At 60.2% G+C, this 13,888-nt stretch carries 8 protein-coding genes and 4 pseudogenes; 7 read left to right on the forward strand and 5 right to left on the reverse strand.

The annotated features are described in order from the left end of the window. Nucleotides 1–15: 15 nt before the first annotated feature. Together LJU32_09985 and LJU32_09990 are read left to right on the forward strand one after the other, a co-directional pair. Nucleotides 16–852, forward strand: coding sequence for an isocitrate lyase/phosphoenolpyruvate mutase family protein (locus tag LJU32_09985; protein WKV90456.1), 837 nt, complete (start codon nucleotides 16–18; stop codon nucleotides 850–852). A 2-nt stretch (nucleotides 853–854) separates the two neighbouring features. After that, nucleotides 855–1,547, forward strand: a complete 693-nt coding sequence (locus tag LJU32_09990) for an extensin family protein (GenBank protein WKV90457.1) — start codon at nucleotides 855–857, stop codon at nucleotides 1,545–1,547. A gap of 3 nt (nucleotides 1,548–1,550) precedes the next feature. Here the strand turns inward: LJU32_09990 and LJU32_09995 are convergent, their stop codons facing one another. Then, on the reverse strand, nucleotides 1,551–2,171 hold the full coding sequence (locus LJU32_09995) for an energy transducer TonB (GenBank protein WKV90458.1): 621 nt from the start codon (nucleotides 2,169–2,171) through the stop codon (nucleotides 1,551–1,553). Nucleotides 2,172–2,263: 92 nt separating this feature from the next. Between LJU32_09995 and LJU32_10000 the strand changes: the two are divergent. After that, nucleotides 2,264–3,045: pseudogene (locus LJU32_10000) on the forward strand (class I SAM-dependent methyltransferase). 110 nt (nucleotides 3,046–3,155) lie between these two features. Here the strand turns inward: LJU32_10000 and LJU32_10005 are convergent. After that, nucleotides 3,156–3,782 (reverse strand): annotated as a pseudogene (locus LJU32_10005) (TetR/AcrR family transcriptional regulator). Nucleotides 3,783–3,876: 94 nt separating this feature from the next. On the opposite strand from LJU32_10005, the gene LJU32_10010 reads away from it, so the two are divergent. From LJU32_10010 to LJU32_10025, 4 genes and pseudogenes are all read left to right on the forward strand, one after another. Further along, nucleotides 3,877–4,977 carry an efflux RND transporter periplasmic adaptor subunit gene (locus LJU32_10010; protein ID WKV90459.1) on the forward strand — a complete coding sequence of 367 codons (1,101 nt, stop codon included), beginning with the start codon at nucleotides 3,877–3,879 and terminating at the stop codon, nucleotides 4,975–4,977. A gap of 6 nt (nucleotides 4,978–4,983) precedes the next feature. After that, a pseudogene (locus LJU32_10015) lies at nucleotides 4,984–8,049 on the forward strand (efflux RND transporter permease subunit). Between the two features lie 697 nt (nucleotides 8,050–8,746). After that, nucleotides 8,747–9,397, forward strand: a complete 651-nt coding sequence (locus tag LJU32_10020) for a hypothetical protein (protein ID WKV90460.1) — start codon at nucleotides 8,747–8,749, stop codon at nucleotides 9,395–9,397. Further along, a complete protein-coding gene (locus LJU32_10025; protein WKV90461.1) occupies nucleotides 9,381–10,136 on the forward strand; it encodes a Fic family protein in 756 nt (251 codons plus the stop codon). Before LJU32_10020 ends, LJU32_10025 begins: the two co-directional genes overlap by 17 nt. Here the strand turns inward: LJU32_10025 and LJU32_10030 are convergent. The 3 genes and pseudogenes from LJU32_10030 to plsB form a co-directional block, all read right to left on the reverse strand. Further along, nucleotides 10,133–10,822, reverse strand: a complete 690-nt coding sequence (locus tag LJU32_10030) for a DUF4197 domain-containing protein (GenBank protein ID WKV90462.1) — start codon at nucleotides 10,820–10,822, stop codon at nucleotides 10,133–10,135. The genes LJU32_10025 and LJU32_10030 overlap by 4 nt on opposite strands. Before the next feature lie 26 nt (nucleotides 10,823–10,848). Further along, a complete protein-coding gene (locus LJU32_10035; protein ID WKV90463.1) occupies nucleotides 10,849–11,247 on the reverse strand; it encodes a YbaY family lipoprotein in 399 nt (132 codons plus the stop codon). Between the two features lie 119 nt (nucleotides 11,248–11,366). After that, nucleotides 11,367–13,867, reverse strand: a pseudogene (gene plsB / locus LJU32_10040) (glycerol-3-phosphate 1-O-acyltransferase PlsB). Nucleotides 13,868–13,888: the final 21 nt, after the last annotated feature.

Below are 13,888 nucleotides of genomic sequence, written 5' to 3' on the forward strand. Positions count from 1 at the left end.
CCCGGGAGCTCGTCGATGAACGTCGAAGTCAGTCCACAGCAACTCCTCAAAGCCCAAGCCTTCAAGGCCCTGCATGATCGCCAGGGGATCTTCGTCATTCCCAATCCGTGGGATGCCGGCTCGGCGAAGATGCTCGCCAGTCTCGGCTATCAGGCCTTGGCCACCACCAGTGCCGGTTACGCGTTTTCCCAGGGCAAGGCTGATGGTGCGCTAAGTCTCGACGAGACCCTGGCCAATGTCCGGGCGATTGTCGCAGCGACGGATCTGCCTGTGGCGGTGGATTTGGAAAACGGTTTTGCCGATGATCCGCTGGAGTCCGCGCAGAGTCTTCTGCGCGCCGCCGAAGCGGGCGCGGTGGGCGGGTCGATCGAAGACGCGACAGGGCGCCCGGACGCACCGATCTATTGCTTCGAACACGCCGTGGCGCGCATTGAAGCCGCTGTCGCGGCGGTGCGCACGCTGCCGTTTCGCTTCATCCTCACCGCTCGAGCGGAAAACTACCTGCACGGCAACCCTGACCTCGACGACACCGTTCGCCGATTGCAGGCATTTGCCGAAGCGGGTGCCGACGTCCTCTATGCACCGGGTTTGCGCAGCGCCGAGGAAGTACGCGCAGTGGTGCAAGCGGTGGCGCCAAAACCGGTCAATGTGTTGATGTCTGGCGGTTTGAAACTGACCGTGCAGCAACTTGAGGAAATGGGCGTACGCCGCATCAGCACCGGCTCGGCACTGGCGCTGGCGGCGTTCGGCGAGTTCTTCCGCGCGGCTGAAGAAATCCAGCAATCCGGCACCTTTGGCTTCACGTCACAGTCGATGCCGTACGCCAGGGCCAATCAATTCTTCAAGGACTGAGCATGGGACGTTGGCTGTTCTGGGGGCTGTTGCTCGCGATGGGTGGTGCAGCGGTAAGTGTCTGGCGCGGCTGGCTGGAGGTGCCGCCACAGTGGAACCCGTGGGCGCCATTGGACATAAAAAACGCGCCCAACTGGCTGACCGGTTACAAACTCATACGCCTGCGCAGTGATCCTGAATTGTGCGCACAGGCATTGAGCAGCTCGGATTTGCGCTACAGCCGTCAGGCCGACAGTCCCGGGGCCAAGTGTCCGCTGATCGGCGCTCTGCGGGTGCAGGGCGGTGAAGTGGCACTGAGCAGCAGTTTCATCGCCAGTTGCCCGCTGGCGGTGGCCTACGCGATGTTTGAACACCACACCCTGCAACCGGCGGCGCAATCGGTTTACCGCCAGAAGATCGCGCGGGTCGATCACTTGGGCAGCTTTGCCTGTCGCAATGTCTACAACCGTGAGAACGGTGCGCTCAGTCGACACGCCAGTGCCGACGCGCTGGACATCGCCGGTTTCCGCCTGTCTGACGGGCGCACGATCAGCGTGCTCAAGGATTGGCCCAAGCAGAATCAGGACGCAGAGTTTCTGCGCCAGCTGCGTGACGGCGCCTGTGAGTCATTCAGTGTGGTGTTGAGCCCGGATTACAACGCCGCTCATCGCAATCACTTTCATGTCGATGTCGGGCGCTGGAGCGTGTGTCGCTGAGAATCAGGCGGCGAGGCGCAGGTTCTGCAGAACGATCGGGCGCGCCCAGCCATTATCGAAGTCCAGAGCTTTCTGTTGCTCGACGATTTCTTCCGGCGGGAACGGCGGGTAAGGCTTCTGCAGCAAGTCTAGGTCGAACTCGGCAATCGGCAGGTACAGCGGACGTTTCTGCGGAGCAGGGCCTGGCTCCGGCACTGGCTGGCCATTGTTGATCACAATCGGGCGCACCCAGCTGCTGTCGAAATCCTGTTGCTCTTGCTGGGCTTTGAGTTCTTCTGGCGGGAACGGTGGGAACGGCTTGTCCAGCAGCTCCATTTCGAACTCGGCGATCGGCAGGAACAGTGGCTCTGGCGGGCGAACCTGGGTTTCGACCACATCGCACTCACGCTGGCTGACGATGTGCGCGTGCAGCTCGCTGCCAACGGTTGGTTCTTCCGGGCTGTTCAGGTCAACCGGTGGAAACGTGCCACAGGCAGGCACCACTTCACTCGTCTGTTCGGCCAGGGCCTGGGCAAAGAAATCCTGCCACAGGTGACTGACGCCGCTCAGTGCTTGAGTGTTATGACGGCTGAAGTCGCCGTGGGGCGAAACGTAGCCAATCGATGTGGGAAGAATGCCTGACATTTTTTTCGGTTGACGCTCAGCTCTGGCAAAATGCGCGTTGAATGGTTTATCGGCGGTTTTTGTCGATCCTTAACTTTTTTGAGCGTTTTTTCATGATCGAGTCACCCGCGGCCTGCCGCATCCATGTCCAGGCCCTCGCCCCGACGTTTCAAGCGCAAGCCGAACACTGGGCCGAACGTCTCGGCCTGCCGCTCGGCGAGGCGGACGGCGAGTTCGCCTTGCAGGTCGGCGAGCAGGGTTTGCAGTTGCAGCAGCTCGGCCCGGATGCCCCGGGCCCGGTGCGGGTCGACTTTGTCGAGGGCGGCGCGGCGCATCGTCGTTTGTATGGTGGCGGCAGCGGCCAGATGATCGCTAAAGCGGTCGGCATCGCCCAAGGCGTGCGCCCGCGGGTGCTGGATGCCACGGCAGGCCTGGGCAAGGACGCGTTTGTGTTGGCCAGTCTCGGTTGTGAAATGAGCCTGATCGAGCGTCAGCCGCTGATCGGCGCACTGCTTGAGGACGGCCTGGCCCGAGCGGCAGAAGATTTCGATGTAGCGCCAATCGTTGCGCGGATGAAATTGCTCAAAGGCAATTCCATCGAAGTGATGCGCAGTTGGGAAGGGAGCCGCCGCAGGTGATCTATCTCGACCCGATGTTCCCGCATCGTGAGAAAACCGCGCTGGTGAAAAAGGAAATGCGCCTGTTCCGCCCGCTGGTCGGCGATGACCCGGATGCCCCTGCCTTGCTTGAAGCCGCGCTGGCGCTGGCCACGCACCGGGTGGTGGTCAAGCGTCCGCGCAAGGCACCCTGCATCGAAGGGCCGAAACCGAGCCATGCGCTGGATGGCAAATCGAGCCGGTATGACATTTATCCGAAAAAAGCGCTGAAGTCTTAAAGGCAGCTGCAAGCTACAAGCTACAAGCTACAAGCTACAAGCCAGAGCCAATTCACTGCTTTTGCTTTTTCTTGCAGCTTGTAGCTAGAAGCTCGCAGCTGCTCCTCCCCATAGGCCCTCATAAACAACCCCACCACCTCGCGCACATGCCGTTCCGCTGCCTCTCCGGTCAGCGGCTCGCCGCAGCCGTACAACAAACGAAAATTTCCCGCGCCTTTGATCAGGCAAAAGAAGTGCTCAGCAGCGTTGCGTGGCTGGTCGATGCTCAGCGCTCCGGTCGCATGGATCTTCGTCAGCAAACCTTCCATGCCGCTGACTACGCGCTCTGGACCAGCCTCGAAGAAGATCAGCGACAGCTTCGGATCCTGGCTGCCCAGCGCCATGATCAGACGATGCAGGTTTACCGATTCATCGCTGTTGATCAGTTGGTGGAAGCCCCGGGCAATGTTCAGCAATACATTTTCCACCGGGATGTTTTCCGGCAATTCGAAAAACAACGGTGGCAATTGCTCCTCGCATTTCGCGACGACGGCAGCGGAAAACAGCGTCTCCTTGTCGTTGAAATGGCTGTAGACCGTCAGCTTCGACACGCCGGCCTCGCTGGCCACCGCGTCCATGCTGGTGTTGGCGTAGCCATGGCAGAGAAACAGGGTTTTTGCCGCATCCAGGATCGCCTGGCGCTTGGCCAGATCCTTGGGACGACCCGGACCGTTTGGAGCTGAAAGATTGTTCGACATTCTTCGCTTTTAATACTGGACTGGTGAGTTTGCTATTAATACCATACCCGCCAGTATAAATATTCCAAGCCTCATTCGCGAAAGGTCCGTCACCATGTTCCGCCATGCGTTGTCCTTTGCCGTGCCAGTCAGTCTGGCGTTCCTGTTATCGGCGTGCGGTCAGGAAGAGGTGACCAAAGTCACCGTGCGACCGGCCATGGTGGTACAGCCCGAGCCTTCGGCGCAGGCGATGGAAAGTTATCCGGGCGAGGTGCGAGCCCGTTATGAGCCTGATCTGGCGTTCCGCATCGGCGGCAAAGTCAGCCGACGACTGGTCGACGAAGGCCAGCGCGTCAAGGCCGATCAGCCATTGGCCGAACTCGATCCGCAGGATGTGCGCCTGCAACTGGAAGCCACCCGCGCGCAGGTTGCTGCCGCCGAGGCCAATCTGAACCTGGTGCGCGCTGAGCGCGATCGCTACAAAACCCTGATGGAGCGGCAGATGGTCAGCCGCTCGGCCTACGACAACGCGGAAAATCTATATCGCTCCGGCGAAGCGCGCCTTAAACAAATCAAAGCCGAATTCAACGTTTCGACCAACCAGGCCAGTTACGCGGTGCTGCGTGCGCCACAGGACGGTGTGGTGGCCAAGCGTTCGGTGGAAGTCGGCCAAGTGGTCGCTGCCGGGCAAACCGTGTTCACCCTCGCCACCGATGGTGAGCGCGAAGTGTTGATCAGCCTGCCGGAGCAAAGCTTTGGCCGCTTCAAGGTCGGTCAGCCAGTGACCGTGGAGTTGTGGGCACAGCAGAATCAACGCTTCGCCGGGCAGATCCGCGAGTTGTCGCCGTCCGCCGATCCGCGTTCACGCACTTTTGCCGCGCGCATCTCGTTCACCAGCGGCAAAGTCCCGGCCGAATTGGGGCAAAGCGCCCGGGTGTTCGTGCAGTCGGCCGACAGTGTCTCGTTGTCGATACCGCTTTCCGCGCTGACCGCTGAAAACGGCGCGACCTACGTCTGGGTGGTCAACGGCAACAACACGTTGAAGAAAACCCCCGTGCGGGTCGGTCCGTTCGGCGAGAAAAGCGTGGCGGTGCTCGAAGGCCTGAATGCCAGCGACTGGGTAGTGGCTGCCGGTGTTCACGTATTGCTCGACGGCCAGCAGGTGCGACCAGTGGATCGTTCCAACCGTGTGGTCAATCTGGCGAACAAGGAGTAAGCCCCGATGCGCTTCAACCTCTCCGAATGGGCGTTGCGTAATCGCCAGATCGTACTGTTCCTGATGCTTTTGCTCGCCGTTGTCGGCGCGTTGTCCTACACCAAACTCGGCCAGAGTGAAGACCCGCCGTTCACCTTCAAGGCGATGGTCATTCAGACCCGCTGGCCCGGTGCGATCGCGCAGGAGGTCTCGCGCCAGGTCACCGAACGCATCGAAAAAAGCTGATGGAAACCGGCGAGTACGAACGGATCATGTCGTTCTCTCGCCCCGGTGAATCCCAGGTCACTTTCATTGCTCGCGATTCGATGCACTCCAAGGACATCCCCGACCTCTGGTATCAGTTGCGCAAGAAGGTCGGCGATATCCGCCAGACCCTGCCGCCGGGAATCCAGGGGCCGTTCTTCAACGATGAGTTCGGCACCACTTTCGGCAATATCTATGCGCTGACGGGCGACGGTTTCGACTACGCCGTGCTCAAGGATTACGCCGATCGCATCCAGATCCAGCTGCAGCGGGTCAAGGACGTTGGCAAGGTCGAACTGCTCGGCCTGCAGGACGAGAAAATCTGGGTCGAGCTGTCCAACGTCAAACTCGCCACCCTCGGCTTGCCGCTGGCGGCGGTGCAGCAGGCGCTGGAAGAGCAGAACGCGGTGTCCACGGCAGGGTTCTTCGAGACCGGCAGCGAGCGCTTGCAGTTACGTGTTTCGGGGAATTTTCAGACAGTCGATGAGATAAAGAGCTTTCCGATCCGCGTCGCCGATCGTACGTTCCGCATCGCCGATATCGCCGATGTGCGTCGCGGTTTCAGCGATCCACCGGCGCCGCGCATGCGTTTCATGGGCGACGATGCGATCGGTCTGGCCGTGGCAATGAAGGACGGCGGCGACATTCTGGTGCTAGGCAAAGCGCTGGAAGGCGAGTTCTCGCGAATCCAGAAAAACCTTCCGGCCGGCATGCAGCTGCGCAAGGTGTCCGACCAGCCGGCAGCGGTCAAAACCGGCGTCGGCGAGTTCGTTCAGGTGTTGGTTGAGGCGCTGGCGATCGTCTTGCTGGTGAGTTTCTTCTCCTCGGCGTGCGCACCGGCATGGTCGTCGCGCTAACCATTCCGCTGGTGCTGGCGATGACCTTCGCCTGCATGTATTACCTCGGGATCGGCCTGCACAAGATTTCCCTCGGTGCGCTGGTGCTTGCGCTGGGTTTGCTGGTGGACGACGCGATCATCGCTGTGGAAATGATGGCGATCAAAATGGAGCAAGGCTTCGACCGCATTCGCGCCGCGAGTTATGCCTGGACCAGCACCGCATTCCCGATGCTCACCGGCACGTTGATCACCGCCGCCGGTTTCCTGCCGATTGCCACTGCGCAGTCCGGCACCGGCGAATATACCCGCTCGATTTTCCAGGTGGTGACCATTGCCTTGCTCGCGTCGTGGGTCGCGGCGGTGATGTTCGTGCCGTATCTGGGGAAAAACTCCTGCCGGATCTGGCGAAAATTCACGCGGCAAAACACGGTACTGGCGATGGTCAGCCTGATCCGTATGCCACGCCGTTCTATCAGCGCGTGCGGCGTCTGGTGGAGTGGTGCGTGGCCCATCGCAAGACGGTGATCGTGCTCACCGTCGGCCTGTTTATCGCCTCGGTGATGTTGTTCCGCTTCGTCCCGCAGCAGTTCTTTCCGGCTTCGAACCGGCTGGAGTTGATGGTCGACCTGAAATTGGCCGAAGGTGTTTCGCTGGCCAATACCACCAGCGAAGTCAAACGCCTCGAAGCGCTGCTCAAGGAGCACGCCGGCATCGACAATTACGTGGCCTATGTCGGCACCGGTTCGCCACGCTTTTATCTGCCGCTGGATCAGCAACTGCCGGCGGCGAGTTTTGCCCAGTTCGTCGTGTTGGCGAAAACCATTGAAGAGCGTGAAGCGCTGCGCAGCTGGTTAATCGAAACCCTCAACGAACAGTTCCCGGCCCTGCGTTCGCGGGTCACTCGTTTGGAAAACGGCCCGCCGGTTGGCTATCCGGTGCAGTTCCGCGTCACTGGCGAGCACATTGAAGAAGTCCGTGCGTTGGCGCGCAAAGTCGCAGCGAAGGTTCGCGAGAATCCGCATGTGGTCAACGTGCATCTGGACTGGGAGGAGCCGAGCAAAGTTGTTTATCTGAACATCGATCAGGATCGCGCTCGCGCGCTTGGCGTAAGCACGGCCAATCTGGCGAAATTCCTGCAGAGTTCACTGGTCGGCTCGACGGTCAGCCAGTACCGCGAAGACAACGAATTGATCGAGATTCTGCTGCGCGGCACCGTGCATGAACGTACTGAGTTGTCGCTATTGCCGAGTCTCGCGGTGCCGACGGATAACGGTCGCAGCGTGGCGTTGTCGCAGATTGCTACGCTGGAATATGGCTTCGAAGAAGGCATCATCTGGCACCGCAATCGGCTGCCGAACGTGACCGTGCGCGCGGACATTTATGGCAAGGAACAACCGGCGACGCTGGTCAAGCAGATCATGCCGACGCTGGACCCGATTCGCGCTGAATTGCCCGATGGTTATCTGCTGGATGTCGGCGGCACGGTGGAGGATTCCGAGCGCGGGCAGAAGTCGGTGAACGCCGGGGTGCCGATGTTCATCGTCGTGGTGCTGACCTTGCTGATGGTGCAGCTGCGCAGTTTCTCGCGTACGGCGATGGTGTTTCTCACCGCGCCGTTGGGCTTGATCGGGGTGACCCTGTTTCTGATGGTGTTCCGCCAGCCGTTCGGGTTTGTGGCGATGCTGGGGACGATCGCGTTGTCCGGGATGATCATGCGCAATTCGGTGATTCTGGTTGATCAAATCGAGCAGGATATTGCGTCTGGGCTTAAGCCCTGGCAGGCGATTATCGAGGCTACGGTGCGGCGCTTCCGGCCGATTGTGTTGACGGCACTGGCGGCGGTGCTGGCGATGATTCCGCTGTCGCGCAGTGTGTTTTTCGGGCCGATGGCGGTGGCGATCATGGGCGGGTTGATTGTGGCTACGGCGCTGACGCTGTTGTTTTTGCCGGCGTTGTATGCGGCCTGGTTCAGGGTTCGTCGGGAGGGTTGATCCTTGGCGGCCTTCGGGCCGACCAGGCTGTTGGGGTTTTGCGCGAATATCCGTTGCTGCGGTAGCGGCTGCTGGCGGTTTCGCCTGACGGCGACTTACTTTTTACAAGCGCCAAAAAAGTAAGCAAAAAACGCTAGCTCCTACGTTCGGCCCTCGCAGGCTCGGGTCCCTTCGCTCCGGGACTGATCCGGGCGCAGCGGCTACGGTTTGCTTCGCTGCACCTCCTTCCGCTGTGTCTGGCTGCGCCAGACGGTCGCTGCGCTCCCACGCCCGGATCAATCCCTCCACTCAGCCTTCCGACGTCGCCGGTGGATCAAGATCAAGAGCACTCGAGCTTGCGCTCATTGTTGAGTGGTGCGGCTTCGCCGCGGGCAGCTGCGCTGCTTGCTTTTCTGTGGGAGCGAGCCTGCTCGCGAAGGAGGCCTGACAGCTGACCTGATTTCGCGGGTGTACCCGATCCAATTGTAGGAGTGAGCCTGCTCGCGATGCCGCCCTCTCGGCCAACCATTCTCCATCAGATGTACTCGATCTCCTGTGGGAGCGAGCTTGCTCGCGAAGGCGGTCTGACAGCCAATTCATTTCGAATCGCCAATTCGCGCTGTCTTCCTACAGTTTTTTCAGAATCCTCCGATCTTGAGGCGCTGGCCGTCGAATGCTGTACTCCGGGTTCTGTTTTCCGAGTCCTTGAGTCTGTCCGATGAAGAAACCACCGCCATTAGCCGGCAGAACGGATCCTGTTTTCGACCTGTTGGCCCGCTCGCCCCACAAGCAACGACTAGCGGATTATCTGGCGCTTCTCAAGCCGCTGGATGACCAGGGGCGCTATCTGCCATTCGAGGCGTTGCGCTATCGCTGGGCGGGAGGGTTGGACGCGAATCTTTGTTGGGCGTTGGTGAAAAAGGCGCGGGCGGCCCAGTACATTCATTTGTTGCCGTTGGGCGAGCCGGTGCAGTGGGGCAAATACGTGCCGACGCCGTTGGCGCAGAAAACCTTGTCTGTGGTGGATCGTTACGCCAGTACGGCCGCGCTGGAGTACATGACCAGTCAGATCGGCGAGCGGGCGCATTTCTGTTGTCTGCTCAATGACTTGATCGAAGACGAGGCCATCGCCAGTAGCCAGTTGGAGGGTGCGGCGACCACGACTCGTGTTGCCAAGGACATGCTCAAGCATCAGCGCCAGCCGCGGACGCCGGATGAGCGCATGGTCATGGGTAATTATCGAATGATGAATTTCGCTTGGGAAAAGCGTTATGAACCTCTGAGCATTGAGCTGATTGCAGAGATCCATCGAGTGGGTGTGGAGGGATCGATGACGAGCAGTACTCCCCGGATTGTTTCGGACCAATGATGAGGTGGTTGTTCAGGATGGTTCAGGCAACACCGTGCACCGACCACCTCCTGCTGCAGGATTGGTTGCGCGGTTGGCGAGGCTGTCCGCCTGGATCAACCGGCCCGCTGCCTCGATTCTGGACAAAAATTATCTGCATCCACTGATCAAGGCCGTGACGCTGCATTTCGCCATGGGTTATGAACATCCATTTCGCGACGGTAACGGGCGGGTCGCGAGAGCCTTGTTTTACTGGTTCATGTTCAAACATGAGTTCGCGGCGTTTCGCTACATTGCGATCAGTCTGCTGCTGCGCAATGCACCGGTGAAATACGGACGCTCCTACCTACACACCGAGGCGGATGAGCTGGATCTGACTTATTTCATCGAGTTTCAATGCGCGGTAATTTTGCGAGCCGTGGTCGGTTTTACAACTGTGTACCGCAAGAGTCTGGCTGATACTCAGGACTTTGAGCGCTGGCTGACGAGCTCTGGCGTAATTGCCCAACTGACGGAACGGCAGCGCGCGTTGTATCAAGTGGCTAAAAGCGGGGAGGCGAAGGAGTTTACGGCGAGCAATGTCGCGGAAAATTTTTCCTGCTCGGGTAGCGAGGCGGCGTCGATTCTGGAAGGGCTGGAGCAGTTGCAGATATTCGTCAAAAGAACGTTGGGCAGGGAGACGGTGTTCTTTTTGCGGGGGCTTTTAGGAGGAGAAGAACATCGGGGCGAATTAATTCGCCCCGGTGTGATGACGTCCTAAAGCGTACCAAACACCTTCTTCGCCAGACTCGTCGCAGCAGCGGCCGGGTTCTGACGTATCGTCTCTTCCTGTTTGCCGATCATCTCGAACAAACCATTGAGTGCCTGTTCAGTAACGTAGCTCTCAACGTTCGCGCTCTTCGCATCGACTACGCCGAAGGCCGCAGCTTGACCTGCAAAAGCGTTGTATTTCTGCGCGACGCCGACCTTGTCGGTGGCTTGTTTGACGATGGGCAGGAATTTCGCGCGGATCTGTTCGCGGCTGGATTTGTTCAGGTACTGGGTAGCGGAATCATTGCCGCCGCTGAGGATGCCTTTGGCGTCGGCGACGCTCATTTTCTTCACCGCGTCGACGAGGATGGGCTGGGCCTGGGTCACTGCGGATTCGGCGGCTTTGTTCATCGCGGTTTCCAGTTCTTCGACCTGGGCGCCCATGCCGAAGGCTTTCATTTTGCTGGCGGCTTTGCCGAGTTTGCCCGGCAGTTCGATTTTCACTTCGGGGTTGTTGCTGAAGCCGCCCGGGGTGCCGAGTTGTTTCACGGCGATCTGGGCGCCTTGGGTCAGGGCGTCCTTTAGGCCGCCGGTGGCGTCTTGCTGGGACAGGTCGTTGAGCGACAGTGCCAAGGCGTTGGCGGAGATCAGCAGGCCGGCGCAGGCGGCGGCGAAGCGAAGGGTAGGGCGGCGCATGGCGGCTTCCTTGTGGCGAAAGTGGATTAACGAACGGCGTCGACGCGGATTTTCAGCGGCTGCGGGTCGTTGCCGTCGAGTTGCACGGCGTGGTTTTCGGTGGTGATGAACATCAGCTCGCCGTTGACTTCAATGCGTGCGCTGATGGAGTAACGGTGGCCGGATTTGACCTGCGCCGGATCGTAGCTCAAATGAAACGGCAGCGGCACCTGCCCTTTGATTGGGCCTTTCTGTTGGTCGAGGACGACGGCTGGCGCATCGGCCAGCGACACATCCTGCAGGCTCACGCTCAAAGTCGCGCTCGGGGGCAGGGCGATGCGTTGCAGGTAGAAGACTTCGCCGTCGAGGCTGGCCTTGCCGGCAGGGGTGGTTGATTGGCAGGCGCTGAGGAGGGTGGCGGCGGCGAGGGTCAGCAGTTTTTTCATGGGTGAATCTCCTTTCAATGTGGGAGCGAGCCTGCTCGCGAAAGCGCTGGGTCAGTCAAACTAAATCTCGACTGACATTCCGTCTTCGCGAGCAGGCTCGCTCCCACAGGGGTAAGGCTTCAAGCCTCAGGCTGTGGCGTGATCTGATCCGCCGCATCTTCACTGCGGTGCAGCGCGACCTGGCGGATCGACAGGCGAATCTCCGCCGGCAGGACGCGTTTGGCCGCGCCTTCGGCCAGCTCGCCGAGCAGTTCGTGGTAGCTGAGCTTGCCGGCTTCGTCGCGGCGCAGGACGTCGAGGTCGAGCAGGGTCTGGATGAAGTGGCGGAACAGGCTCTTGTCAAAGAACTCTGGAGCGTTCAAACCGTGGAGGATCGACAGGCGCTGGGCCATGACCGTGCACAGGTCTTCCAGCTCTTCGGCGCTGATGCTGTTCTGGCCGCTGTTGAGCAGCAGGGACACGGTCATATAGAACCGCTGCAAGGTCTGCGCGATGCTTTTCGACAGCAACGTCAGCAGCACGAAATGCCGCGAACTCGGCGCCGGACGCAGATACAGATCTTTCTCGAACCGCAACAAACCCTGCTCGACGAACGCTTCCAGCCACTGATCGATCACTGCGTCGAGCTCATCCAGGCTCCAGCGGATGAACAGCTCCGATTGCAGGTACGGATACAGCGCGCGGGTATAGCGCAGGATCTGCTCGCGGCTCATGCGCGAGGTGCTCTGGAAGAAACTCGCGAGCAACGAGGGCAGGGCGAAAATATGCAGGACGTTGTTGCGGTAGTAAGTCATCAGGACCGCGTTCTGCTCGTCCAGATACAGAATCTTGCCCAGCGCATCGTTCTGCTCGGCGAGCAGATCCATGTCCTTTACATGCTCGATCAGCGCACGGCCATCGCCTTCCGGCAAGGTCGTGTGCGGCGAATACGGGACTTTGCGCAGCAATGCCAGATACAGATCCAGCACCCGCGCCATGGCCCGATCGTCCAGGGCCAGACGCGTGGTCGACAGCAGGGCCAGCGCCACCAGATTCACTGGATTGATTGCCGCCGCTTCGTTCAGATGCCGGGCGACTTTTTCGCCGAGGCGGTTGGTGGTTTCGTTGAGCCACGCCGGTTTGAACTGCGGGCCGAGCTCCTGCTGGCGCCAGTCCGGTTGCTCGGCGTCGAGGAATTCCGCGAGTTTGATCGGCTCACCGAAGTTGACCGCGACCTGACCGAAACGCTGCTTGAGCGCGCCGATGACTTTGAAAATATCGAAGATCGATTCTTTTTCTTGCTCGCCCCGCGCAGTTCGCCGAGGTAGGTGCGGCCTTCGAGCACGCGCTCGTATCCGATGTACACCGGCACGAACACGATCGGCATCCGCGACGAACGCAGGAAACTGCGCAGGGTGATCGCGAGCATCCCGGTCTTCGGTTGCAGCATGCGCCCGGTGCGCGAGCGCCCGCCCTCGACGAAATATTCGACCGGGAAACCTTTGGTGAACAGGGTGTGCAGGTATTCGTTGAACACCGAGGTGTACAGCGGATTGCCCTTGAAGGTGCGGCGCATGAAGAACGCCCCGCCACGCCGCAGCAGGCTGCCGATTACCGGCATGTTGAGGTTGATCCCGGCGGCGATGTGCGGCGGGGTCAGGCCATTGCGGAACAGCAGATAGGAAAGCAGCAGGTAATCGATGTGGCTGCGATGGCACGGTACGTAGATCACTTCGTGACCCTGCGCGACATTCTGCACGCCCTCGATGTGGTTGACCTTGATGCCGTCGTAGATCTTGTTCCAGAACCAGCTCAGCACCACTTCGAGAAAACGGATCGCGGTGTAGGTGTAGTCCGAGGCGATCTCGTTCCCGTAGCGCAGGGCCTGGGCCTTGGCTTTCTCCGGGGAGATTTTCTCGCGCTCGGCTTCGTCGAGGATCGCCTGTTTGACCAGCGGCTGGTTGAGCAGGCCTTTGACCAGATTGCGCCGGTGGGAAATGTCCGGGCCGATCACCGCTGCTTTCAGATTGCGGAAGTGCACGCGCAGGATGCGCTGGGCCATGCGCACGGTGCGCTCGTGGCCCTTGTTGTGATCGATCAGTTCGCGCAGGTGGATGGGGGCGGAAAACTGCACGCGGGTTTTACGCCCGAGGACGATGATGCTCAGCAGTCGGCGCAGACGACCGGTGACCGCCCAGCTGTCAGCGAACAACAGTTTCCACGGGCTGTTTTCGCTGTCTGGCGACTGGCCCCAGAACACGCTGACCGGAATGATTTGCGCGTCTTCGGCAGCGTTCTGCGTCAGCGCGCTGACCAGACGGGTGAGGGTCGGCGGCGCGCCGCGTTTGTCTTGGCGACCTAGCCAGTCCGGGTCCGGCGTCAGGTAGAAAAACGCCGCCGGCTCTATCAGCGAACCCACCGACACCGCCAGCACCGGGCGCGGCAGGCCGGCCTTGGTGCATTCGGTGTCGACCACCGCCAGATCGGTCAGCGATGGGTTTTGCAGGACGTAGAACACCGGACGACTGCGGTCGAGGTTAAGAGTGAACGACGACTGATTGATGGTCTCGGAGCGAACCCAGAGATACAGCAGGCGGCGCAGGGTGCCAAACACAAGACGGCGGAACGGGGAACGGGTCATACGGCTTCTGCGTGAGTGAAT

The organism is Pseudomonas sp. B21_DOA, from assembly GCA_030544685.1.
Classification (GTDB): domain Bacteria; phylum Pseudomonadota; class Gammaproteobacteria; order Pseudomonadales; family Pseudomonadaceae; genus Aquipseudomonas; species Aquipseudomonas fluorescens_AO.

Bases quoted from the DNA above. Each gene is read 5' to 3' on its own strand.
- LJU32_09995 (WKV90458.1), bottom strand. From the start codon at position 2,171: ATGTCAGGCATTCTTCCCACATCGATTGGCTACGTTTCGCCCCACGGC.
- LJU32_10030 (WKV90462.1), bottom strand. From the start codon at position 10,822: ATGCGCCGCCCTACCCTTCGCTTCGCCGCCGCCTGCGCCGGCCTGCTG.
- LJU32_10010 (WKV90459.1), top strand. From the start codon at position 3,877: ATGTTCCGCCATGCGTTGTCCTTTGCCGTGCCAGTCAGTCTGGCGTTC.
- LJU32_10035 (WKV90463.1), bottom strand. From the start codon at position 11,247: ATGAAAAAACTGCTGACCCTCGCCGCCGCCACCCTCCTCAGCGCCTGC.
- LJU32_10020 (WKV90460.1), top strand. From the start codon at position 8,747: ATGAAGAAACCACCGCCATTAGCCGGCAGAACGGATCCTGTTTTCGAC.
- LJU32_09985 (WKV90456.1), top strand. From the start codon at position 16: ATGAACGTCGAAGTCAGTCCACAGCAACTCCTCAAAGCCCAAGCCTTC.
- LJU32_09990 (WKV90457.1), top strand. From the start codon at position 855: ATGGGACGTTGGCTGTTCTGGGGGCTGTTGCTCGCGATGGGTGGTGCA.